Annotated in this window: 17 protein-coding genes; 7 read left to right on the top strand and 10 right to left on the bottom strand. The window is 62.8% G+C overall.

Annotated elements, in window-relative coordinates; genetic code table 11:
- Positions 1 to 15: 15 nt before the first annotated feature.
- From AAC077_RS13235 to AAC077_RS13220, 4 genes are all read right to left on the bottom strand, one after another.
- Complete coding sequence (locus AAC077_RS13235; RefSeq protein WP_339770339.1) at positions 16 to 942, bottom strand: DMT family transporter; 927 nt, start codon at positions 940 to 942, stop codon at positions 16 to 18.
- A gap of 199 nt (positions 943 to 1141) precedes the next feature.
- Positions 1142 to 2737, bottom strand: coding sequence for a TRAP transporter large permease subunit (locus tag AAC077_RS13230; protein WP_339770337.1), 1596 nt, complete (start codon positions 2735 to 2737; stop codon positions 1142 to 1144).
- A gap of 4 nt (positions 2738 to 2741) precedes the next feature.
- A complete protein-coding gene (locus AAC077_RS13225; protein WP_339770335.1) occupies positions 2742 to 3551 on the bottom strand; it encodes a TRAP transporter small permease in 810 nt (269 codons plus the stop codon).
- Between the two features lie 106 nt (positions 3552 to 3657).
- Positions 3658 to 4677, bottom strand: coding sequence for a TRAP transporter substrate-binding protein (locus AAC077_RS13220; RefSeq protein WP_339770333.1), 1020 nt, complete (start codon positions 4675 to 4677; stop codon positions 3658 to 3660).
- 214 nt (positions 4678 to 4891) lie between these two features.
- On the opposite strand from AAC077_RS13220, the gene AAC077_RS13215 reads away from it, so the two are divergent.
- On the top strand, positions 4892 to 5572 hold the full coding sequence (locus AAC077_RS13215) for a GntR family transcriptional regulator (protein ID WP_339770331.1): 681 nt from the start codon (positions 4892 to 4894) through the stop codon (positions 5570 to 5572).
- Between the two features lie 225 nt (positions 5573 to 5797).
- Here the strand turns inward: AAC077_RS13215 and AAC077_RS13210 are convergent, their stop codons facing one another.
- Positions 5798 to 6268: a DNA starvation/stationary phase protection protein gene (locus AAC077_RS13210; protein ID WP_339770329.1), complete on the bottom strand. Its 471-nt coding sequence runs from the start codon at positions 6266 to 6268 to the stop codon at positions 5798 to 5800.
- A gap of 12 nt (positions 6269 to 6280) precedes the next feature.
- Positions 6281 to 6703: a hypothetical protein gene (locus tag AAC077_RS13205; RefSeq protein WP_339770327.1), complete on the bottom strand. Its 423-nt coding sequence runs from the start codon at positions 6701 to 6703 to the stop codon at positions 6281 to 6283.
- 71 nt (positions 6704 to 6774) lie between these two features.
- On the opposite strand from AAC077_RS13205, the gene AAC077_RS13200 reads away from it, so the two are divergent.
- From AAC077_RS13200 to AAC077_RS13190, 3 genes are read left to right on the top strand one after another with little or no spacing between them, the layout of a single operon-like run.
- Positions 6775 to 8316, top strand: a complete 1542-nt coding sequence (locus AAC077_RS13200) for a di-heme oxidoredictase family protein (RefSeq protein WP_339770326.1) — start codon at positions 6775 to 6777, stop codon at positions 8314 to 8316.
- On the top strand, positions 8316 to 9275 hold the full coding sequence (locus AAC077_RS13195; protein WP_339770324.1) for an imelysin family protein: 960 nt from the start codon (positions 8316 to 8318) through the stop codon (positions 9273 to 9275). The genes AAC077_RS13200 and AAC077_RS13195 overlap by 1 nt, the downstream gene beginning before the upstream one ends.
- Position 9276: 1 nt before the next feature.
- Positions 9277 to 10341: a DUF1513 domain-containing protein gene (locus AAC077_RS13190; RefSeq protein ID WP_339770322.1), complete on the top strand. Its 1065-nt coding sequence runs from the start codon at positions 9277 to 9279 to the stop codon at positions 10339 to 10341.
- Here AAC077_RS13190 and AAC077_RS13185 read toward each other — a convergent pair.
- The 4 genes from AAC077_RS13185 to AAC077_RS13170 form a co-directional block, all read right to left on the bottom strand.
- The gene (locus AAC077_RS13185; protein WP_339770320.1) at positions 10338 to 11315 is read right to left on the bottom strand and encodes a putative zinc-binding metallopeptidase; all 978 of its coding nucleotides are present in this window, start codon (positions 11313 to 11315) and stop codon (positions 10338 to 10340) included. The genes AAC077_RS13190 and AAC077_RS13185 overlap by 4 nt on opposite strands.
- A gap of 78 nt (positions 11316 to 11393) precedes the next feature.
- Entirely contained in the window at positions 11394 to 12272 is an 879-nt protein-coding gene (locus AAC077_RS13180; protein WP_339770318.1) for a transglutaminase family protein, read from the bottom strand.
- Positions 12273 to 12274: 2 nt separating this feature from the next.
- A complete protein-coding gene (locus AAC077_RS13175; protein WP_339770316.1) occupies positions 12275 to 14680 on the bottom strand; it encodes a circularly permuted type 2 ATP-grasp protein in 2406 nt (801 codons plus the stop codon).
- Between the two features lie 10 nt (positions 14681 to 14690).
- Complete coding sequence (locus AAC077_RS13170; protein WP_339770314.1) at positions 14691 to 18014, bottom strand: transglutaminase family protein; 3324 nt, start codon at positions 18012 to 18014, stop codon at positions 14691 to 14693.
- 306 nt (positions 18015 to 18320) lie between these two features.
- Here AAC077_RS13170 and AAC077_RS13165 point away from each other — a divergent pair, with 306 nt between their 5' ends.
- The 3 genes from AAC077_RS13165 to AAC077_RS13155 form a co-directional block, all read left to right on the top strand.
- Positions 18321 to 20384, top strand: coding sequence for a PAS domain-containing methyl-accepting chemotaxis protein (locus AAC077_RS13165; protein WP_339770312.1), 2064 nt, complete (start codon positions 18321 to 18323; stop codon positions 20382 to 20384).
- Between the two features lie 127 nt (positions 20385 to 20511).
- Complete coding sequence (locus tag AAC077_RS13160; protein ID WP_339770310.1) at positions 20512 to 22128, top strand: MFS transporter; 1617 nt, start codon at positions 20512 to 20514, stop codon at positions 22126 to 22128.
- A gap of 153 nt (positions 22129 to 22281) precedes the next feature.
- Positions 22282 to 23636: acyl-CoA dehydrogenase (locus tag AAC077_RS13155; RefSeq protein WP_339770308.1), on the top strand; the 1355-nt coding region annotated here is incomplete at its 3' end.

The raw sequence follows: 23636 nt of genomic DNA, 5'->3' as shown, positions 1-23636 counted from the left end.
TCTCCTTTGGTGAACTTAATGCGGTGCGATGTTGGCGGCCTTGTCTGCGGCGGCGCGCTTGCCCAGGATGCGCTCGCGCTGCCAGATGTAGAAGCCTGCCGCGATGATGATCAGCCCGCCTGCCAGCGTCCAAAGCGTCGGCCATTGGTTGAAAAAAACGATGCCCGAGAGCGAGGCCAGCACGATCTGGATATAGACCACGGGGGCCAGGATCGACGCATCGGCCATACGGTGCGCCCAGGTGGCAAGGATATGTCCCGTACCGCCGACGATGCCGATCAGGCCGAAAAACACCCAGTCGGCTGGCGCCTGAGGCCAGACCCAGGACGTGAACGCAAAGGGCGCGATGCACAGCGTTGCCAGCCCCGACGACCACGTCTGGCTGGTGGCGTTGCTTTCCACACCTGCCAGCAGCCGCGTCATCAGGAAATACATCGACGCGCAGACCAGCGCGCCAAGGTTGAAGAACATCGCGGGGTGAAACTCGGCGCCCCAGGGCTGCATGACCACCAACACCCCGACGAACCCCACGCAGACCGCCACGATCCGGTGCATCCCCACCCGTTCGCCCAGCAGCGGGATCGCCAGCAGGGTCACCACGATGGGGCCTGCAAACATGATCGTCGTCGTCACGGTGATCGGCAGATAATACAGCGCGCTAAAGTTCAGCGCCGTGCTGCCCAGCAAAAACGCCGACCGCAGGATCTGCTTGGCCGGTGCCATCGACACCAGCGCCTCGCGGCCTTCACGCGGGACAAAGACCACAAGCGCCAGAAGGAAGTGCACCGCGTAACGTACAAACACCACTTGCAGCGCAGGCAAGCCCGCCAGCACCAGCCACTTGGCCGAGGTGTCGATCATGGTGAAAAACGCAACAGCACCGGCCATGGCGGCAAGGCCCATGCCAGTGCGGTCTTCGCGGGGCAGTACGATGTGGGGCATTCAGGTCGCCTTATTCGGGGTCACGGCTATCGGCTTGGGAAGCCGACGCACCCCGGCACCTATCACGCATGGAAAAAGAGTGTCAGGCATTACAGATCAGGCACACGTCGGGGACGCCCTTGTTACAGATTTGGCGATCCACCACAGCGGCATCGCATGATTGATCGGGGCGCGGCAGCCTCTGCCGCGCCCGCAGGTGTCAAAGAAAGATCGTCACGATCGGGGGCCACGCCAGCAGCACCGCCAGCGCCAGCAATTGCAGGGCGATGAAGGGCAGAAAGCCGCGGAAGATGTCGGTCAGCGAAATCTCGGGCGGGGCCACGGATTTCAGGTAGAACGCTGCCGGACCAAAGGGCGGCGACAGGAAACTGACCTGCATGTTCATACAGAACACCACACCGAACCAGATCGGGATATACCGCGCATCGACGCTGCCCAGAAATCCGATCTCCTCGGCGGGCAGGCGCACCACGATGGGCAGGAACACCGGCATGATCAGCAGCACGATGCCGACCCAGTCCATGAACATCCCCATGATCAGGAACACCACCATCATCACCAGAATGATGCCCATGGTCGGCATGTCCGCCCCCACGATCAGGTTGGCCACATAGGTCGGCCCGCCGACCAGCGTATAGGCCGCCGCCAGCGCTGCCGCACCGATGGTCACCCAGATGATCGTACCGGTGGATTTCAGCGTGCGGATCAAACTGTCCCAGACGATGTCAAAGGTCATCTCGCGGCGCAGCATCCCGATCACAAAAACCGCGACCACGCCCATGCCGGCGGCTTCGGTGATGCCGGTGATACCGCCATAGATCGACCCCAGCACAACCCCGATCACGACGATCGGCGCGATCAGCCCCTTGCCCATGGCCCAGCCCTTGGCGGTCCGCTCGCGGCCCACCACGAAAAAGATCAGGATCAGTGCCAATACGAACGTGCCCGCAATCCACGGAATATCCGACACCATGCCCAGCGGAATCGGGTCCAGCCCTTCGCGGATGGTGTTTTCCCCCGTGACGGTAAAGAACAGCGCCCGCACCATCAGCACGCCGGCCAGCCAAAGCGTGAACCGCGACAGGAACCCCAGGAACATCAGCCCCTTTTCGCCACCGCGCGGCTCGCCCGGAACCGGCGCGGGCAAAGGTGCCAGCGACGGGTTCAGTTGCGTGCGCACCACGATGTAGATCAGGAAAAACGACGCCAGCATGAACCCCGGCAGGAACGACGCGGTGAACAGAGCCTTGATCGAGGTTTCTGTGACCAACCCGTAAAAGATCAGAACAATCGACGGCGGGATCATCGTGCCCAGCGACCCCGACGCGCAGATCGTGCCGATGGCCAGGTTGCGGTCATAGCCCAGCCGCAGCATCTGCGGCAACGCAATCAGACCCAGCAGCACGACCTCGCCGCCGATGATGCCGGACATCGCCGCCATGATCACCGCCATGATCGAGGTCACGATGGCAATGCCGCCGCGCACCTGGCTGAGCCAGACGTTCAGCGACGAATACATATCGCGCGCAATGCCGGACCGTTCCAGCATTGCCGCCATAAATATGAATAACGGGACAGATATGAGAACATAGTTTGTCATCTGTCGATACACCGCCTGCCCCAGCACCGACAGCGGGCCGCGCCCGAAGGTGCCGAACAACAGATCGGGCGGGAATTTCAGCGCCAGCGTGACAACAGCCAGAAAGGCCGAGGCAAAGCCAAGCGGCATACCAATCGCCAGCAACGCAAACATCGCCAGCAGGATGATCAGGGACAGGGTGCCGATATCGACCATGTATTCAGTCCTCTTTCAGCGTGGCGCGGATGTTGGCGATCTCGGTTTCGTCGATCTCGTCCATGGGGGTGTGTTCTTCGGGGTCCTTGTGCCAGTCCGCGATCAGGTTCGACACGGCCTGAATGGCCACCAGAACGATGATCAGCAAAACGCCAGGCTTGATGATGCCGGGAATGGGCGGGTCCCATGCGGTGCCGAATGTCTCCATCCGCAAGAACCGCCTGGCCGCATCCGAATAACCGCCCCAGACCAGCGCAAAGGCAAAGCCCACGATCAGCAGAACCGAAATCGAGTCCGACGCCTTTTGCGCCCAGCGGGGCATCATGTTGTAGATGACGTAGATGCGGATGTGGCTGCGTTGCTGCATGGCGTAAAGCCCGGCCAGCAAAAAGACAAAGGCCGCGATCCACAGCGACAGCTCGTTCGCCCAAAGCGTCGGGCGGGCAAAGACATAGCGCGACACAACTTCGTAGAACATGACCAGCACCACAAAGGCGGTCATGATCATCGCCAGCCGTCCCAGCACCACGGACACCAGATCAAACACCCCCTCGGGCGGCGTCTCAATCGCCCCCTTGGTGTCGGACAAAAACAGCGATGCAAACAGCAAGGCCGCCGCCAGACTGATCAGCATGACCTGCACCAGCGGCTTGCCGGCCGGGCGGATCATCTCGTACATCCCGTAGGCGTTTTCCAAAAACAGCCGTTGCCCGACCAGCAGCGCATACAGCACCACCGTCAGTCCAACGAACCCGATCATCGCCGTTTTGATCGGCGCGCGCATCCGGCCCAGCCAAAGCGATCTTTCCTGCATCAATTGCCTCCCCACAAGGTTTTCCCGAACGTCTGGGTCCGGTGAAATAAGGCGGGCCAATCAGGCCCGCCTTGATGTCGGCGTCAGACGTGCGTCCGCCGCCGGATCAGTCGTCGCTCAGCAAACCCAGTTGCTTGAGGTAGGTCTTGTGGCTGTCCAGCAGGGCCGCCGCTTCGGGCGAACGTGTGCCCCAGTCGTCCCATGCCACCTGGGCGGCGCGACGGAATTCGGCGCGGTCTTCGGGCGACCAGTCATACAGCGTCACGCCTTGCTCTTTCAGGGCTGCCGCCGCTTCGGCGTTGGCTTTTTCGTTGGACAGGGCAACATGGAACGACAGTTTCTGCCAGGCCGTGTCGATGATGCGGCGCTGCGTTTCGGTCAGCCCCTCCCACACGTCCTGATTGCACGCCAGGTGGTCCGACGGCATCGAATGGAAACCAGGGTAGGTGGCGTGTTTCACGATGTCGTACAGACCCAGACCGACGTTGTTGGCCAGTCCCGAGGCATCGGCGCCGTCGATGATACCGGTTTCAAGTGCGGTGAAGATTTCGGTAAAGTCCATGACGATGGGCGATGCGCCCAGTTCCTGGAAAATCTCGGTCTCCATCCCCGGAGGCGAGCGGAATTTCCAGCCTTTGACATCTTCGAAACCGGCCAGCGGCTTGGACGAGGACAGCGATTCCTGACCGTAAATCGACCAGCCGATCAACTGCATGCCTTGGGCGTTGTACAACTCTTGAGCGGCGGCATAGCCGTCACCGTAATACAGCCAGCTGTATTGCTGCCATGGTGTGTCATAGCCGCCCATGATGTCGCCGACGAACTGGAACGCGGGGTTCTTGCCGGTCTGATAGGCGCCGCCCGTGGCGTCGCAATCCAGGATGCCGTTGATCGCGGCGTCAAAGGTCTCGGTCGTGGCAACCACCGAGGATGAATAGAACATTTCGATGCTGATGTTGCCATCGGACATGGTCTGGACGTCGTCGATCCACTGCGCCAGCAGCTTGCCGGTGGGGTGTTCGGTGGCATAGTGGGTCTGGATGCGCAGCGTCACATCCTGTGCGAACGCGCTACCCGCAACCATAGCCGCAGCCGCCGTCGACAGCAAAAGTGTCTTCAGTTTCATAGTGTCTTTCCTCCCTAAGCGACATCTGGGCCGCCCTCTTTTTCATGCCAACCTTCTACAACCAAAAGTTGGTCAAGATGGTATACCATCCGCCGGGAGCGTAGCGGGTCACATATCGACAATCAACAAATTTCGGTATACCAAATTGTAAACAGAGACATGCCGCGCAGAACATGCGATACCCATGCCTGCCCTTTCCAGTGATGGACATCTTATGACCGACAACCCGCTATCCGAGCAGATCGCAAACCAGTTGCGCCGCAACATCCTGCGCGGAAAACTGGCACCCGGCGCCAGCATCAAGGAACGCGACAACGCCAGCGAAATGGGGGTCAGCCGCACACCGTTGCGTGAAGCGGTGCGCATCCTGGCCAAGGAAGGTCTGGTCGACCTGCGCCCGGCGCGCAGCCCCATCGTGTCGATTCCGTCGATCAAACAGGTGTCCGACGAGGTCGAGGTGTTGCTGGCCGTGGAAAAGCTGTCGGGCGAACTGGCCTGCCAGCGTGCCACCGATCAGGACATCTCCGAAATCAGCAGCATCGTCGATGTGATGGCCGACCGTTTTGACACCGCCGACCCGCTGGACATGTTCGAGATCGACATGAGTTTTCATTCTGCCATCGCGCGGGCGTCGCACAACGAACCGCTGGCGGAAATTCACCGCACCTTTCTGGCACGGCTGTGGCGGTCGCGGTTCCTGGCAGCAGTCAAGCGGCGCAACCGCGAGCGGGTCATCTCGCACCACCGCCAGATCGTCGGCGCCCTTCAGGCGCGCGACCCCGAGGCGATCCGCACGGCTTTGGGCGTGCACCTGGACCATCTGGGCGAAGACATCATCGAAGTGATCCAGCAAGAGCTGGACGCCAAAGATCCCCCCACACCCGCCGCAACCTAAGCGCCCATGCGCCGCGCGCGCAGTGCAAACCGCCGACCGGTGCAGGGAATTTGCCGAACAGGGCAGCGGAACAAGTCAGGCACTTGGTGGCGGCGATGGCCAATAACGGGATCCACGCCCAAGACATCCCGCCCGCGCCCCTTTGACAACAGCGCCAACATCTTGAGCCGCCATCCGGCTGTGCCGAGGCTTAGAACGCCCAGCACCGCCGGATGACGCCATATTTTACGCCAGATGCGCGCGCAGCATCCATGCGAATTTCTCGTGAACGCGACCGCGTTCCACCGCCAGATCCTCGGTCAGCGTGTCGCCGTTTTCGCTCGACACATGCTCAAGCCCCGACAGGGTCGCCGACAACTGCTCTTGCGCGTCCAGCAGGATCTGGATCATTTCCTTGTCCGACTGGTGACCGTCATGCTCGGTGATCTTCGAGCGTTTCAACATGCCTGCCAGCTGACCCTCGGCATGGCAATCCAGCGCGCGGATACGTTCGGCCAGATCGTCCTGGGCGACAAAGTGGTCCTCGTACAGCGTCTGGAACAAGGTGTGCAGCGGGCCAAAGGACATGCCTTTGACGTTCCAGTGAAAGTTCTGCGCCAGCATGGTCGCCACGGCCGTTTCGGCAACGGCCTGATTCAGCGCCTCGGCAATCGCCTCGCGGGCGCTGGTGCTGATTTCGGATACGGGTTGTCCCATTGGGGTGCTCCTTCAGTTGTTTGAACAGGATGTATGTTGCCCGAACCTGTCGGCAACGCGTCGTACCAAAAAAGCGACCCATCGGCGCAAATAGGCCGGTACGCGGCGGGCAATCAGGAAATACAGGCTGTCGCCGTCGCCCCGGCTGGCCGCATCAATCGCCGCCAGCACCCAGCGTTCGTCAAAGCTCAGCTCGGCCTCGCCCACACGAAAGAACCGCGTCGGGTGGCCAAAGGCCTCGGGCAATGCGCCCAGCAGGGTGTGCAGCGCCTTGTCCGGCGACGCATCAATCATGGCACAGGCCTGTTCCACGCCCAGCCGCGCCGACGCGCGGCAGCCACATGCGGCAATACGCAGCGCCGACAAAGTGGACCGGTCGGGTTCCACAGGCGCATGATCGGGTGCATACAAAGGCTGAATAGAAGACGGTTTCATGATCAAACCCGCGTGTTTTCAGGGCACAAAGGACTGGACGACTCTAATTTCTGACAATATTGCTCAGGTTTATGAAGATAACAAGCACCCTCTTTGTCGCGGCCTGTCTCGGCGCAACCTTGCTGTCGCCGGCGCACGCGCAATCCGACCGATACACAGCCATCGCGGATGACCCGCACCTGAACGTGGTCCCGCGCACCGATGCCGAAACGGCTCGCATCGCCAAGGTTCTGGCCCCGCCGCTACAGTTCACCAAACCGCAACGGTTCGAGGACCTGCCGGGCGGTGCCGCCACCGTGCGGGTCAAACCCAACGCCGATGCGTTTTCGCAACCATCGGGCAACATCGGTTTCGAGGAAGAACTGGCGTTCAAGGTCGGCAACGGGCTGTTCCGCAAGATCTGGGTGTCGTCGCCGTCGTCCACGCTGGCGTCGGACGGGCTGGGGCCGCTGTACAATGCGCGGTCTTGCCAACGGTGCCACCTGAAGGACGGGCGCGGCCATCCGCCGGGGCCGAATGCGGAAAACGCGGTGTCGATGTTCCTGCGCGTCTCGATTCCTGATGAAGCGGCAGGCATCGCCGAGATCAAGGATTATCTGGGCACCGCACCCGACCCGACCTATGGCACGCAATTGCAGGACTTTGCCCTGCCCGGCCTGCCCGCCGAATACCGGTTGCAGATCGACTATGAAGAACGCGCCGTGACGCTGGCCGATGGCACCACGGTGATGCTGCGCGATCCGACCTACACCGCCGCCGATCTGGGCTATGGCCCGCTGCACCCGCAGGCCATGCTGTCGCCGCGCGTGGCCCCGCAGATGATCGGGCTGGGCCTGCTCGAGACGATCCCCGCCGCCGACATTCTGGCGCTGGCCGATCCCGACGACGCAAACGGCGACGGCATTTCGGGCCGTCCCAACATCGTCTGGTCGGACGAGTTCAACCGCCCCATGCTGGGCCGTTTCGGCCTGAAGGCGGGCGCGCCGACGGTTCTGCAACAAAGTGCCGGGGCCTTTGCCGGTGACATCGGCATTTCCAACCCGCTGTACCCCGATCCCTTTGGCGAATGTTCGACCATTCAGGATGCCTGCCGCAAGGCGCCGCATGGCGACGGCGACGCGCGCGGATTCGAGATTGACCAGGAAGGGCTGGACCTTGTTGTGTACTATTCGCGCAATCTGGCCGTGCCCGCGCGGCGCAATGTGGGCGATGCGCAGGTGCTGCGCGGCAAGCAGGTGTTTTACGATACCGGCTGCGCGTCCTGCCACCAGCCGTCCTTTGTCACCAGCCGCCTGACCGACCGCCCCGAACAAAGCTTTCAGTTGATCTGGCCGCACACCGACATGCTGCTGCACGACATGGGCCCCGGACTGGCCGACAACCGCCCCGAGGCCGTGGCCGATGGCACCGAATGGCGTACGGCACCGCTGTGGGGCATCGGTTTGACACAGCAGGTGTCGGGGCATACGCAGTTCCTGCACGACGGGCGCGCGCGGTCGCTGCTCGAGGCGATCCTGTGGCACGGCGGCGAAGCACAGGCCGCCCGCGACCGCGTGGTGAACATGCCCATACCCGACCGTGATGCGCTTGTATCCTATCTGGAGAGCCTTTGATGCGCCTAGCTATCCTTGTTGCCCTGCTTCCCCTGTCGGCCATGGCCGACGATCGGGTGGATGCGGCCCTTGACCAGCACATTCTGCCCGCCTTCGCCCATCTGACGGACAGCACCGCAGCCCTTGCCGCTTCGGACGATTGCGCGCCGGTCGCGGCCTGGGCGCAGGCATCGGACGCATGGCAGGCGGTGTCGCACCTGCGCTTTGGCCCGACGGAAGTGAACAATCGCGGCTTTGCGCTGGCCTATTGGCCCGATCCACGTGGCGCCACGCCCAAGGCGCTGAACACCCTGTTGGGCGAAAATGCCCCTGCGGTGGCCGATGCATCGGTCGCGGGGCGCGGGGTCTATGCGATGGAGTTCCTGTTGTTCGATCCCGCCTATCCCGCCAGCGACGCGCGCTGCGCGCTGGTGCAGGCGCTGGCGGCAGATGCAAACGACACGGCGACGGCCATCGCGCAGGACTGGAATGACCGCTATGCCGCCCTGCTGCGCGATCCGACGAATGCGACCTACCAGTCCGAAACCGAAGCCTTGCAAGAGCTGTACAAGTCCCTGCAAACCGGTCTTGAGTTCACTTCGGACACCCGCATTGGCCGCCCCTTGGGCACCTTCGACCGCCCCCGCGCCACCCGCGCCGAGATGCGCCGGTCGGGACGGTCGCTGAACAATGTGGTCGTGTCGCTGACCAGCCTGCAACAGCTTGCCCGCGCGCTGGCCTCCGAAGACGCGGACCTGACGTCCCAGATCGACGCGGCATTTGACAAGGCGCTGGCCCGCGCCGACGAGATTGCGCAGATCGACGGCGGTGCGGATTTCAGTCTGGTCGATGAACCGCAGAACCGGCTGAAACTGGAAGTGTTGCAACAGAACATCGACAGCATCCGCGACCTGCTGGCGATGAAGCTGGGCCCACAACTGGGCGTCAGCGCGGGCTTTAATTCATTGGACGGAGACTGACATGGCAAACCGCCGTCAATTCCTGGCGGGGCTTCTGGCCTCGGGGTTGGCCCCGGTACCGACATGGGCCGATGCGGGCAGCCCTGCGTATCTGTCCGCCGCGCGTCTGCCGGATGAAAGCTATGTCCTGACCGGACTGGACCGTGCGGGGGCCGAACGGTTCCGCATCCCCCTGCCTGCCCGTGGCCATGCCGCCGCTGCCCACCCGACGCGCCCTGTCGCCGTGGCCTTTGCCCGCAGGCCGGGCCGCTTTGCGCTGGTGCTGGATTGTCGCGATGGCGCGGTGCTGGCGCGACTGGACAGTCCAGAGGGGCGGCATTTCTACGGGCACGGCAGCTTTGACGCATCGGGTCAGTATCTGTTCACCACCGAAAACGACTATGACGCAGGCGAAGGGCGCATTGGCGTCTGGGACGTGGCGGCTGGGTACACGCGCATCGGCGAATTTGCATCGGGCGGGATCGGTCCGCATGACATCAAACTGCTGCCCCAAGGTGGCTTTGTCGTGGCCAATGGCGGCATCGACACCCATCCAGACAGCGGGCGGCTGAAGCTGAACCTGCCGACGATGCGGCCCAACCTGGCCTACCTGACCGAAGACGGCGAAATGCTGGATATGATTGAGCCGCCCCACCATCACGCATCGACCCGCCATCTGGCGGTGCGCGCCGACGGGCTGGTGGCCGTGGGGATGCAGTGGCAGGGCGATATTGCGCAATCTCCGGCCCTCGTGGGTCTGCACCGGCGCGGCGAGCCGCTGCGCCTGTTGGGCGATGCCGCGGCGCTGGAAGGCTACGTCGGCAGCATCGCCTTTTCCGGCAACGGCACGCAGGTGGCCATCACCTCGCCGCGCGGCGGCACGTTGGAGGCCTTCGACGTGGACAGCGGCGCGCTGGTGCAGCGGCTGGCCGAAAAGGACGTGTGCGGCGTGGTCGCGGCCAAGGACGGATTGCTGGCGACGACGGGTCTGGGCCGCGTGATCCACGCCGACAGCAGCACGCAAGTCTTGCAAACGGCGCAACTGGCCTACGACAACCACCTGATCGAGATTGCACCGCAGGTTTAGGCGCTGGACCCGCTCAGCCATCCGTGCGCCGCTGCCAGCTTATCCTGCACGGTCTGGCTGTGCACAAACGGATAGATGTCATCGTGCCCGATGGACCGGTTCACGTGGTTCAGCGCCAGCCCGTAGGCCCCCGCCGTGTCGATCAGCGCCTTGGCGTCGGTTTCGGCATAGGCGTCGTATTTCAAGTTGTTCAGCACCGGCAACGTCAGCCCCGCCTCGACCGCGCTGTCCAGCATGTCGGCCAGATGCATCACATGGGCCGAGGTTTCGGCCCAATCCTCGTGCGCGTGGGCCGAGGCATAGGGCGTGATGAACCGGCTGATCCAGTCAGACGGCGTGCCATTGGCATAGTGACGTTTCAAGGCATCGCCGTAATCGGCCTGCGGATCACCGAACACGCCCGTGAACTTGCCGACAAAATCGGGATGCGCGGCGGCCAGACGTTCAAACAGGAAATGCGCAATCTCGTGCCGGAAATGCGCGGTCATGGTGCGCAGCCGTTCGCTCAGCGCTTCGCGGCGGCGAACCTCCTCGATGGGGTCGGCCTCGGCCAGGTTGATGGTGACCAGCCCGTTCTGGTGGCCCATGATGATGTTGGTGTGCCCCTTGGCCGTATCCTCGGACAGCAGGTGAAAGCGCGGGTTCGGTCCGGTGTCTGCATCGGTGAACCACCCCCAGCGGCCCAGTGTCGCCAGCACCCAGCGTTTCGATGCCTCGGCCCGCGACCACAGCGCCAAGTTGTCACCCTGTTTGATGTCGGGCACGACCTCGGTCATGGCGCAGGACCGGCAGAGGCCGGTGTCGGCTTGTTCCGCCACCCAGTTGCAGCCGATCTGCGCCCGGTTGGCGCAGCTTTGCGCGTCCGGCACAAAAGCGTCACGCTCGGGGTCATAAACCAGGGTGCTGCCGCAGATGCACCGCTGGTTCGAGAAATAGGCGGTGGCACGGCAACTGGGGCAGGCATAGATGCGCATTGCGTCAAATTCCGTTCAAAAAGGGTTGGTGCGGGGCTGCGACGTTCGTTTGACGCCTCATCAGACCCAAGACGGCGTTCAGGCCACCACTTTGACATCAACCGACTGCGCCGTGGTCTGGTTCCCCGCCGAACGCAAATGACCGATGTCGGGGCTGACATCAGCGTAATCCCGCCCGTAGCCCACCACGATATGATCGGTGCCGACGATGCAGCGGTTGGTGGGGTCGTATTCCACCCATCCCAGCGCGGCACCGCACCACGCCTTCACCCAGGCGTGCATCGCATCGGCCCCTTCCAGACGGGTGCCGCCCTTGGGCGGGATCGTGCGCAGGTAGCCGCTGACATAGCCTGCGGGGATGCCCAGCGACCGCAGCGCCAGGATCATGATGTGGCTGTAATCCTGACAGACCCCGCGCTTTAGCTTGAAGGCATCGACGGGGTTGGTGTCCACCGTGGTGGCCGTCGCGTCAAATGTCATGAATGTGTGCAGTGCCTCGCCCAGCCGCACGACCGTGGTGGCCACGTTTTCGCCGTCGCGGCGCATGTCGCGCGCAAAGGCCGAGATTTCCGAATTCGCCTGCAAACGCGGCGATGGGCCCAGAAAATGCGTGGGCGACAGCGGCCCCATCTCGCGCACATCCGCCAGTTCCACCGCCAGTTGGTCGGCGCTCAGCGGAAAGTCCAGCAGCGGCGCAGGTTCCTGCACCACCACGCGGCAGGCCATCGAAATCACCATCTTGCTGTGCACATCCGAATGCACAAAGGTTGTGGTCTGGTTGCCAAAGAAATCGACGCTGTCGAATTGTTCGGACGGCTGCGGCGTGATCGTCAGCATCGACAGCTTCAACTGCTGGCGCTGTCCCAGCGCGCGCGGCACCACGCGGACCACATGCCGCCCGTTGCCCGCAGGCAATTGGTAGGTGTGGGTCAGGGACAGGCGAATGTCATATTCCATCGCTACACCAGATAGGTTTCGGTCAGCGCATCGGACAGCGCCCACAATTCGGTCTCGATCTGGTCGAACATCGCGGGGGTCAGCCGGTCGGTGGTCACCGTGGCCAGTTGCGTTTCCAAAAGCAGGATGCGCTGCGCCACCGCCCCCAGGACCGCGCCCCCGGTCTGCCCCGGCAGTTCCTTGATCTGCTGGTGGGCGCGGCTGACATGAAACCGGACCGAGCGGGGGTTGTTGCCATCCAGCGCCAACATGTGAAAGACCGACGCCCTGTCCGCCACAACCGAGAACCGCGCGCGGTGCGACACGATGCTGTCGCCCAGCTCCAGCGCCAGGTTCAGAGCGCCGTCGGGCGCGTCCGCGCGGCCCAGCGCGCGCAGCACCCGCACCATGCCGGCCGCCCGCTCAAGCGAGGTGCCAAGGCTCAGGAACCGCCAGCCGTGCGAGCGGTACATATTCTCGTGCACCAGCCCGCTAAAGCCGGTGATCTTGCGCAAAAGCAGGCTGATTTCCGACAGGATCTCGTCCTGTTCGACCTTGGTGCCGCGCAGGCGGTCCACATCCTGCACGATGTCTTTCAGCGCCTTCATCCCGTCGGGCGAAAAGCGGTCCCCGATCTTGGTTGCGGCGTGCAGTGCCTGATGCAGCGGTGTCTCGAACCGTTCGGCCATCTCGGCGACGTCGGCACTGACGCCGTACATCAGATGCTTGCGGATATAGCGCAGGATCGGCGCATCGGGGCGCAGCCCGTCGCTGATGCGGGCGAAATAGGCGCGAAACAGGCGCACGTTGAATTCCGCGCGTTCGACGTTGCGGCCCACCCAGAACAGGTTGTCCGCCGCCCGCGACGGCAGCGCCGCTTCCGAGAACGCGCGCGTCGGCGCATCGGCCTGCGGCGTCAGCAGGGTGGTTTGTGGCACCGGCGTGTCCGACACGATCCACACATCGGCCACCTGGCCCCCGCGCTGCATCGCCAGTGCCTTGGGGTCGTTGCCGCCGCTGACACGGGCATAACCGCCCGGCATCATCTGCCATCCGCTGGCGGTGCGCACCAGAAACACCCGCAAACACATGGGCCGCGCCACCAGACGGCCGTCTTCATAGACCGGCGTGGTCGACAGGGTCACGGTTTCCTGCCCCACCAGCTCGCGCCCCGAGGTTTGCAGCAGGCGCATCACATGGTCGGGAAAGCTGCCCTGTTTGTCCGCATCGAACACGAACGTGCCCGGATCGGCCATCAGCGGCACCGTGGAAAATGCCGAGCCGACCATCATCTGTTCGCAATGTTTGATCACATGGTCACGTTCGGCATCATGCCCGCACCACCACGTCGCAATGTTTGGCATGATCAGCGGCTGGCCCAGATGTTTGCGCGCGATCTTGGGCAGAAAGGCCATCAGCGCGCGGGTTTCCAGCACCCCCGCCCCTTCGGCGTTCAGCGTGCGCAGCGTGCGACGGCGCAGCGCGTCCAGCAGGCCCGGCGTGCCGATCAACGACCCCGCGTCCAGTTCCAGCGGGTCGATCATCGCCGCAGGCACGCGGTTCCACAGCAGGCCAATCGGCTTCGGCCCCGACACCGTGCGTACCATCGCCTGACCGTCCGTTACGATCAGATCCTCGCCCTCGACCAGCAGCAGCCCCAGATAGCGCGCAAGATAGGCGTGCTCGGCATAATGCTGGTTCATCGGCCCGGGGCTCAGCATGGCAATCTGTCCCGCGCCCTTGCCCTTCAGGTCGAACAGACGTTGCTGGATGTCCTGAAAAAAGCCCGCGATGCGGTGAACGTTGGCGTTGCTGAAAAAGTTCGGGAACACCCGCGTCAGCGCCACACGGTTTTCGATGGCAAAGCCGGTGGTGGTCGGCGATTCAACCAGATCGCTGATGACCCACCATTTGCCATCGGGACCGCGCCCGATTTCAAAGGACAGGAAGTTCAGGAAAGGCTCGGATTTGGGCTGCACCCCCATCATCGGGCGCAGCCACGCGGGGTTTTGCCCCAGCAACGCCGCCGGTATCTGCCCCGACCGGACCAGATCATTCGCCCCGTAGAAATCCTGCACCACATGTTCCAGCAGGTCGGCACGCTGCACCAGCCCTGTGCCGATCTCGGCCCATTCGCTTTCGCCCAGCACCACGGGAATATGGCTTAGCGGCCATTCGCGTTCGGACGACACGGTGTCGTCGTACTGGCGATACAGCACGCCGGCCTCGCGCAGATACTGGTCGCCACGGTCAAAGCGGTGGCCAAGACCGTCGGTCGTCAGCCCGCCCAGATGCTCCATCAGGTCCCGCCACGCAGGTTTCACCGTGCCGTCCGCGCCGATCATCTCGTCGTGGACGCCTGTTTGCGTGGTGTAATTGGCCAGCAGATCGTTCAGAGCTGCTGGCGGCTGGGTTTGTGCGCTGGCCATATCCGGCTGACTACAACCCCGGGCGTCGGCGCAGGTCAAGCGTGAACGGAAACTCGGGGTGCGGTATTTCCGACGGCGGCGTGAACGCACCCGTGGTGTGACCCAAGGGTTCGAACCGCGACAACCGCCGCGCCTCGGCCTCGTTGCCGTTCACCGGGAAGGTGTCAAAGTTGCGCCCACCGGGGTGCGCCACGTGATAGCGGCACCCGCCCAGCGACCGGCCCGTCCATATGTCGTAGATGTCGAATGTCAGCGGCGCGTCGACCTCCAACACCGGATGCATCGACTGCGCCGGTTTCCACGCCTTGTAGCGCACGGCGGCCACCCGCGACTGCGGCGCGCGGGTCTGGGCCAGCGGCACCACGCGTTTGTTGGCAGTGACACGGTAGCGGTCGGGGTTGGCCCCCGTCAGCTTGACCTGCAACCGCTCGACCGAGCTGTCGGTATAGCGCACGGTGCCGCCGATCGCGCCGGTTTCGCCCAGCACGTGCCACGGCTCCAGCGCCTGACGCAACTCCAGCGTCATCCCCTCGTAGGTCACCTCGCCGCAGAACGGAAAGCGGAACTCGGCCTGCGCTTCGAACCACATCGGGTCCAGCGCCATATCGTGCGCCTTCAGGTCGTCCAGCACCTCGACAAAGTCGTCCCAGATGAATTCGGGCAACATGAACCGGTCGTGCAATTGCGTGCCCCAGCGGGTCAGACTGCCGCTGATTGGATCATCCCAGCAGCGCGCGATAATGGCACGGATCAGCACCTGTTGCGCAAGGCTCATGCGTGGGTTGGGCGGCATCTCGAAGCCACGGAATTCGACCAGCCCCAGACGCCCGGTGGGGCCGTCGGGCGAATACAGCTTGTCGATGCAAATCTCGGTGCGGTGGGTGTTGCCGGTCACGTCAATCAGGCTGTTGCGCAGCAGACGGTCGGTCAGCCACGGCGGCGGCACATCGCCCTTGGTCGGCGGCCAGATCTGGTCCAGCGCAATCTCCAGCTCATACAACTGGTCATGCCGCGCCTCGTCGATGCGCGGGGCCTGGCTGGTGGGGCCAACGAAGGTGCCCGAGAACAGATAGGACAGGCTGGGGTGACGCTGCCAGAAATGGATCAGGCTTTTCAACAGGTCGGGACGGCGCAGGAACGGGCTGTCGGATGGTTTGACCCCGCCCACAACCACGTGGTTGCCGCCGCCGGTGCCGGTGTGGCGTCCGTCGATCATGAACTTGTCCGCGCCCAGACGGCACTGGCGGGCCTGCTCATAGACGATTTCGGTGGTGTTCACACATTCGGCCCAGTTGGCCGCGGGGTGAATGTTCACCTCAAGCACACCGGGGTCGGGGGCCACGCGGATCACCTCGATGCGCGGATCGCTGGGCGGGCTGTAGCCTTCGATCAGCACCTTGTGGCCGGTTGCACTTGCCGCAGCTTCGGTGGCAGCGATCAGCTCAAGATAATCCTCAAGCGTTTCGACCGGCGGCAGGAACACACACAAACGCCCGTCGCGCGGTTCAACCGAAATGGCGGTGCGCACGGACCCGCTCAGGTCGCCATCGCGGGCCATGGTCTGTTCCACAACCTCTTGCCCTGCGGTGGCATCGGTGCGGTGGGCCACGGCCTGCGGGCGGGCCGCGATCTCATCGGGATCGGCCAGCGGGGCGCGGTCATCCATCGGGTCCTGCGGGTTGATGAAAGGAAAGCTGGCCTCGGGGATATGCCGCAGCGTGCCCAGCGGCAGACGGTAGCCCACAGGGCTGTCACCGGCGACCAGAAACACTTTGCCGCGCCGCATGTTCCACACTTCGGACATCCAGCGGCTTTCGGCGCGCGCCTGCCAGCGTTGCACCGGCAGCACATAGCCCGCAGGCGTGGTCAGCCCGCGTTCAAACACCCGCGCGATGCGGGCGCGTTCTTCGGGGTCTTTCAGCTTGTTGTTCTCGGGGGTGACGTTTTCCGGCAGGTTGGCTTCCTTGATGATCCAGTCGGCGGGGTCCTCAAAGGCCGGCAGCACGTTGTCGCGCGGCACCGCCAGATGTTCCGCAATGCCGTCCAGCAGCGCCTTGGCATCGTCGGGGCCGACATCCTGATGCGTGTCTTCGCGGGCCAGCAGATCGGGGTTTTTCCAGATCGGCTTGCCGTCCTTGCGCCAGTACAGCGAAAACGTCCAGCGCGGCAGCGTCTCGCCCGGATACCACTTGCCCTGCCCATAGTGCAGCAGCCCACCGTTCGAAAACTTGTCCTGCAAACGGCGGATCAGCTTGTCCGCCAGCACCCGTTTGGTCGGACCGACCGCATCGGAATTCCACTCGGCGCTTTCAAAGTCGTCGATGGACACGAACGTCGGCTCGCCGCCCATGGTCAGCCGCACGTCGCCGGCCTCAAGCCGTTTGTCGATCTTCTGGCCCAGCGCGTTCAGCGCATCCCACGATTCGTCCGAGAACGGCTTGGTGATGCGCGGATGTTCGGCCGTGCGCTTCACCTGCATGTCGAACGAGAATTCCACTTCGGCAAAGCTGGCGACACCGGTGATCGGCGCGGCATTGGCGTAATGCGGCGTCGCGGCCAGCGGAATATGGCTTTCGCCGGCCAACAGCCCCGATGTCGGGTCCAGCCCGATCCAGCCCGCACCGGGCAGATACACCTCGACCCAGGCGTGCAGGTCGGTGAAATCATGGTCGGTGCCCGCAGGCCCGTCCAGCGCAATCAGGTCCGGTTTCAACTGGATCAGATAGCCCGACACAAACCGCGCCGCGATGCCCAGATTGCGCAGGATCTGCACCAGCAACCAACTGCTGTCGCGGCACGACCCCGACGCGCGGCCCAGCGTCACCTCGGGCGTCTGAACGCCGGGCTCCATGCGGATCTCATAGTTGATCTCCGATGCCAGACGCATGTTCAGCCCGACCAGAAAGTCGATCGTGACCATCTTGTCCCGCGACACGGTTTTCAGGAAGGCCTCCAGCTTGGGCGTCAGCGGCTCGGTTTTCAGATAGATCGACAGATCGTCCGCAATCTCTGCCCCGTAGGCAAAAGGAAAATCCTTGGCGCTGTCCTCGACGAAGAAATCAAAGGGGTTATAAACGGACATATCCGCCACCAGATCCACCTCGATCTTGAATTCGCGCACGGGTTCGGGGAACACCAGCCGCGCCATCCAGTTGCCATAGGGGTCTTGCTGGTGGTTCACGAAATGATCCACCGGCGACACGGACAACGCGTGCGAAATCACCCGCGTGCGCGAGTGCGGCGCAGGACGCAGGCGGATGATTTGCGGCCCCAGCGTGACCGGCCGGTCGTATTTGTAATGGGTCAGGTGATAGATGCTTGCGGTGATCGACATGGGTATCTCCTTTCGCACACCATCGCGCGGCGCATGGGGCGCGGCAACGTCTAAGGTGCGGATTATCGGACAATGTAGCGCCGCGGCGGGGCAATTGCGACCAATCGCTTGAAAACAGAGCAAAAGCCGTGATGCCCCGCCACCAAAGCAGCGCCCATCCTGGATCGCGTGCGCGCCACGCCTCCGGGCTGCGCACAAATTTACCGACAATGCGATGCTTCTTTCGCCCCGGATTAATGGTTTTGAAGCCTTTGACCGCCAGTGTCTGCACCAATACTTTTTCATTCACTATGCACGGATGTGATAATGGCTTGGTTCAAGGGAAAAAATCCCGAGTTGGATATTCTGAAACGCGAAATGCAGGCATTCGAGAATTCGCACGTCATCGCGCGCCTTGCACCAGACCGGACAATCCAGTCGGTCAATGACAACTTTTGCGCGGCTCTGGATGTCGCGCCCACAGACATCATTGGCAAAAATTACGAACATATCGTTCGCCAAAAGGACCATACCAAGCCCGAATTCATGGAAATCTGGAAATCTGTGGAAAGCGGCAAAACCACAAATCAGATCGTGCCCCGGCTAAATGCGCAGGGCGACGAAATCTGGTTCGATGCGACCTATACCCCGATCATGAAACCCGACGGCAGCCATGATTACACCATCGTTGTCGCCCGCGAGATCACGGGGATGCACATGCGCCGCCGTGACAATCGCAGTCAGGTTGATGCGCTGAATCGGTCGATGGCGGTGATCGAATTCGACCTGTCGGGCAAAATCCTAAGCGCCAATCAATTGTTTCTGGACACCGTGGGCTATACCCAGGAAGAGCTTAAAGGTAAGCATCACAACATATTCATGCCACCCGAAGAAATCGGAACGCCCGAATACAAGGGGTTCTGGAAACGGCTTGGCACCGGCGCCTCGGAAACAGGGCAGGTAAAACGCATCAGCAAAAGCGGCAAGGCGTGCTGGCTTCAGGCGACCTACGAGACATTGCTTGACCCCGAAGGGCGGCCTTTCAAAGTGGTCAAATACTCTTTTGACATCACTGAGGCACGCGACATGGAGGCCGATGCAAATGCGATGGTCAGCGCAATCCAGAAAGTGCAGGCGGTGATCGAATTCGACCCCAAGGGCAAAATCCTGCACGCCAATGACATTTTCTGCGAAACAATGGGGTACGAGGCAAAAGAAATCGTCGGAAAAAACCACAGGCTGTTTGTCACCTCTGACCATGCAAAAAGCACGGAATACCAGACATTCTGGGAAGATCTGCGGCGCGGCGAAGCCAAGGATGGCGCTTTTGAGCGTATCGGAAAGTCTGGCAGTACCGTGAACCTCCGCGCCAGCTATAATCCGATCCGCAACGCCGCAGGCGAGGTGGTGAAGGTTGTTAAATTCGCGGTGAATACCACGCCCTATATTCGCACCGCCGATGCCATGCAGGCGGGGCTCAGCAGCCTTGCTACGGGCGATCTGACGGTGCGGCTGACCGACGACCTGGGAGAGTTTGACAACATCCGCGTGCAGTTCAACAACGCGGTCGAGCGGCTTGACAGCGTTCTGGCGGGCGTTTTGCGACAGGCGCTTGAGGTCACACAAGAGGTCGCTTCGATCTCGTCCGGCATGAACGACCTGTCCAACCGGTCGGAACGACAGGCCGCCACGTTGGAAGAAAGTGCAGCCGCGCTGGAAGAACTGACGTTCTCCGTCAAAAGTGCGACAGAGATGACCAACGACACCAGCCATCAGGTCCAACAGGCCAAAGAGCAATCTGAACGCTCCAGCGTCGTGGTCGGGGACGCGATCAGCGCCATGAACGTGATCGCGGAAAGCTCGCAATCCATTTCTCGGATCACCAGCGTGATCGACGACATCGCCTTTCAGACCAACCTGCTGGCGTTGAACGCAGGCGTGGAAGCCGCGCGTGCAGGCGAAGCGGGACGCGGCTTTGCCGTGGTGGCATCCGAAGTGCGCGAACTGGCGCAGCGATCGTCCGAAGCTGCCCGCGAAATCGCCCAACTGATCGAGGATTCGAAACGTCAGGTTGGGCGCGGGGTTGATCTGGTGGGTCAGGCCGGCGAGGCGCTGCATTCCATTGACACCACAGTCACGGAAATACGCGACAGCATCCTGCACATCGCCTCGGCCGCAGCCGAGCAAAGCAGCGGCTTGCATGAAATGAACAGTGCCGTCGGTGATCTGGACCGCGCCGTGCAACAGAACGCGGCAATGGCGGGCGAAAGTTCAAGTGCGGTACAACTTTTGCAAGCGGGTGTGGATTCGATGACCCGGGATGTCGGCTATTTCAAATGCTCAGGCGCCACCCCCGAAGCTGCACCGATGGAAAAGCGGCTCGCAAGCTAGCTTTTTCAAACGCTTCAACAGCGGTCATCGCGAGGATCACCGCCGAACCTGTTTGATCTTGGCACGATTGGCTATAACTCCTTTGTGAAACATGCCAAAACCAGCGTGTTAGCAAAAGGCTGCCAACGTGCCAGATCAGATTTCGCCCCTTATCCTGTTCCGAAACCAGACTTTTCGCTCTCTTTGGATATCGGCTCTGGCCTCGAACTTTGGCGGTCTTGTGCAAGCGGTCGGCGCCGCGTGGCTGATGACATCGCTGTCGGATTCACAAAACATGGTGGCGCTGGTGCAAGGGTCGGTGGCGCTGCCGATCATGATTTTCTCGCTGTTGGCAGGGGTGTTTGCCGACAACTTCGACCGCCGGCGCGTCATGCTGATCGCGCAGGCATTTATGTTCTGCGTGTCGATCATCCTGACCTTCATGGCATTCGAAGGCTGGCTGTCGCCATGGCTGCTGCTGGCGTTCACCTTTCTGATCGGTTGCGGCACGGCTTTGCACAACCCGTCGTGGCAGGCCACCATGGGCGACATCGTCTCGCGCGAGGAACTGCCCTCGGCGGTGTCGCTGAACAGCATGGGGTTCAACCTGATGCGCAGCGTCGGCCCGGCTGCGGGCGGCGCAATCGTGGCCATCGCCGGGGCCGCGGCCGCCTTTGCCGTCAACGCGCTTAGCTACGTGGCCATTATCCTTGCCCTGCTGCGCTGGAAGGCCCCGGTGCGCGACACCCACCTGCCCCGCGAACCCATGGGCAGCGCCTTTGCCGCCGGGCTGCGCTATGTGGCGATGTCGCCAAACCTGATGCGGGTCATCCTGCGCGGGTTCTGGTTCGGCCTGTCGGCCATTGCCTTGCTGGCCCTTCTGCCGGTCGTGGTCCGCGAAACGCTGAACGCCACCGCCTTTGTCTACGGCGTGATGCTGGGCTGCTTCGGAATGGGGGCTGTCGCCGGTGCCTTGTCCAACGCCAGCCTGCGCAACCGCTTTACCAACGAGATCATCGCGCGGGGCGGCTTTGTCGTGTTCGGGCTTAGCTGCGTCCTGCTGGCCTTTAGCGTGCAACCGGTCCTGTCGGGGGCCGCGCTGATGTTGGCAGGGGCGGCGTGGGTGCTGGCGTTGTCGATGTTCAACGTCACGATCCAGCTTTCGACGCCGCGCTGGGTGGTGGGGCGCGTCATCGCCCTGTACCAGACCGGCACCTTTGGCGGCATGGCGGCGGGCAGCTTGCTGTGGGGGGCCATCGCTGAACGCACCGGCAACGCCGAAGTCGCATTGCTGGGGGCCGCCGGCATGCTGGCGGTCGGCGCGCTGATTGGCCTGCGACTGCCCTTGCCGGAATTCAGCGGCCTGGATCTGGGCCCGCTCAACCGCTTCAAGGAACCAGCCACGCGATTTGACCTGAACTATCGCAGCGGTCCGGTGATGGTCATGGTCGACTATGAAATCGCGCAGGAAGATGTCCCCGAATTTCTGGCCGCGATGAGCCTGCGGCGGCGCGTGCGCATTCGTGACGGCGCACAACAATGGGCGCTGTTGCGCGACCTGCACCAGCCGGATCACTGGAGCGAAAGCTATCATGTACCAACTTGGGGCGAATATGTACGACACAACGAACGGCGCACCAAGGCGGATGCCGCCCTGTCGGACCGCCTGCGGGTGCTGCATCGCGGCGAAGGATCGCCGTCGGTGCACCGGATGATCGAACGTCAGACCGTTCCGCTGCGCGACGATATGCTGCAAAAGGACTGAACGCGCCCAATTCGCAAAACCAGCCGACTGATAAAACCCGCGACGTGGGTGGACTGTTCGCCGCCCATCGGCCAGGGCGCGCATCGGCCCGGATACACCCGTTGGGGGAACTTTGGCCGCGCCTTGTGCGTTTTTGATGTGGAGGAGAACACCATGTCATTTCGCCGCGATTACATCACCAAGCCCATCTTCAAATGGGCCAAAACCGCCCTGCCCGCCCTGTCCGAGACCGAAGCCGAGGCGATTTCGTCGGGCGATGTGCATTTCGAGGCCGAGCTGTTTTCGGGCAAACCCGACTGGTCTGTGCTGCGCGACATGAAGGCGCCGACATTGACGCCGGACGAACAGGCCTTTGTCGACGGGCCGTGCCGCGTGTTTTGCGACATGCTGGACAGTTGGCAGATTGACCAGGTGGCAGGTGACCTGCCCAAAGAGGCGTGGGATTACCTGCGCGCCAACGGGTTTTTCGGCATGATCATCCCCAAGGAATATGGCGGACTGGGCTTCTCTGCCTATGCGCATTCCGAAGTAGTGCGCTATATTTCCAGCCGGTCGGTGGCGGGTGCGGTCACGGTGATGGTGCCCAATTCGCTTGGCCCCGGCGAGCTGATCTTGCAGTTCGGCACCCAAGAGCAGCGCGACGACTGGCTGCCGCGTCTGGCCTCGGGCAAAGAGTTGCCTGCCTTTGGTCTGACCAGCGAAGACGCAGGTTCGGACGCCTCGGCCATGGTGGACGAAGGGGTGATCTGCAAACAGGACTGGCAGGGTCAGGAGGTTCTGGGCATCCGCCTGAACTGGGCAAAACGCTATATCACCCTGGCACCCGTGTGCACCGTTCTGGGGCTGGCGTTCCAGTTGCGCGACCCCGAGGGGTTGCTGGGGGACACACCCGACATCGGGATCACCTGCGCACTGGTGCCCACCGATCTGCCGGGCGTCGAAACCGGCCGCCGCCACCTGCCGTCCGGCACGATGTTCATGAACGGGCCGACCACCGGCAAGGACGTGTTCATTCCGCTGGAAAACATCATCGGCGGGCCGGATTACGCTGGCAAGGGCTGGATGATGCTGATGAGCGCGCTGGCCGCAGGGCGCGGCATTTCGCTGCCGTCGCTGTCGGCTGCGGGCACGGCGCTGGCGGCGCACACCACGGGGGCCTATGCCCGCGTGCGCAAGCAGTTCAACATGCCCATCGGCCTGTTCGGCGGCGTGCAAGAGCCGATGGCGCGGATCGCGGCCAATGCCTATACCATCGACGCCGGTCGCCGTCTGACCACCGCCGCGCTGGACGAGGGGCACAAGCTGGCGGTGATTTCCGCGATCATGAAATACCACGCCACAACGCGGATGCGTGAAAGCATCAACGACGCGATGGACGTGCATTCGGGCAAGGCGGTGATCGACGGGCCTCTGAATTACCTGCAACCGCATTACCGCGCCATTCCTATCGGGATCACGGTCGAGGGGGCCAATATCGTCACCCGCAACCTGATCATCTTTGGCCAGGG

It is taken from the genome of uncultured Pseudosulfitobacter sp., assembly GCF_963976325.1.
Taxonomy (GTDB): domain Bacteria; phylum Pseudomonadota; class Alphaproteobacteria; order Rhodobacterales; family Rhodobacteraceae; genus Pseudosulfitobacter.
Note: the sequence above shows the minus strand (reverse complement) of the source record. Positions and strands in the feature narration are given on the sequence as shown.

Bases quoted from the DNA above. Each gene is read 5' to 3' on its own strand.
- AAC077_RS13180 (WP_339770318.1), bottom strand. From the start codon at position 12,272: ATGGAATATGACATTCGCCTGTCCCTGACCCACACCTACCAATTGCCT.
- AAC077_RS13165 (WP_339770312.1), top strand. From the start codon at position 18,321: ATGGCTTGGTTCAAGGGAAAAAATCCCGAGTTGGATATTCTGAAACGC.
- AAC077_RS13195 (WP_339770324.1), top strand. From the start codon at position 8,316: ATGCGCCTAGCTATCCTTGTTGCCCTGCTTCCCCTGTCGGCCATGGCC.
- AAC077_RS13175 (WP_339770316.1), bottom strand. From the start codon at position 14,680: ATGGCCAGCGCACAAACCCAGCCGCCAGCAGCTCTGAACGATCTGCTG.
- AAC077_RS13235 (WP_339770339.1), bottom strand. From the start codon at position 942: ATGCCCCACATCGTACTGCCCCGCGAAGACCGCACTGGCATGGGCCTT.
- AAC077_RS13230 (WP_339770337.1), bottom strand. From the start codon at position 2,737: ATGGTCGATATCGGCACCCTGTCCCTGATCATCCTGCTGGCGATGTTT.
- AAC077_RS13220 (WP_339770333.1), bottom strand. From the start codon at position 4,677: ATGAAACTGAAGACACTTTTGCTGTCGACGGCGGCTGCGGCTATGGTT.
- AAC077_RS13200 (WP_339770326.1), top strand. From the start codon at position 6,775: ATGAAGATAACAAGCACCCTCTTTGTCGCGGCCTGTCTCGGCGCAACC.
- AAC077_RS13215 (WP_339770331.1), top strand. From the start codon at position 4,892: ATGACCGACAACCCGCTATCCGAGCAGATCGCAAACCAGTTGCGCCGC.
- AAC077_RS13225 (WP_339770335.1), bottom strand. From the start codon at position 3,551: ATGCAGGAAAGATCGCTTTGGCTGGGCCGGATGCGCGCGCCGATCAAA.
- AAC077_RS13190 (WP_339770322.1), top strand. From the start codon at position 9,277: ATGGCAAACCGCCGTCAATTCCTGGCGGGGCTTCTGGCCTCGGGGTTG.
- AAC077_RS13185 (WP_339770320.1), bottom strand. From the start codon at position 11,315: ATGCGCATCTATGCCTGCCCCAGTTGCCGTGCCACCGCCTATTTCTCG.
- AAC077_RS13170 (WP_339770314.1), bottom strand. From the start codon at position 18,014: ATGTCGATCACCGCAAGCATCTATCACCTGACCCATTACAAATACGAC.
- AAC077_RS13210 (WP_339770329.1), bottom strand. From the start codon at position 6,268: ATGGGACAACCCGTATCCGAAATCAGCACCAGCGCCCGCGAGGCGATT.
- AAC077_RS13205 (WP_339770327.1), bottom strand. From the start codon at position 6,703: ATGAAACCGTCTTCTATTCAGCCTTTGTATGCACCCGATCATGCGCCT.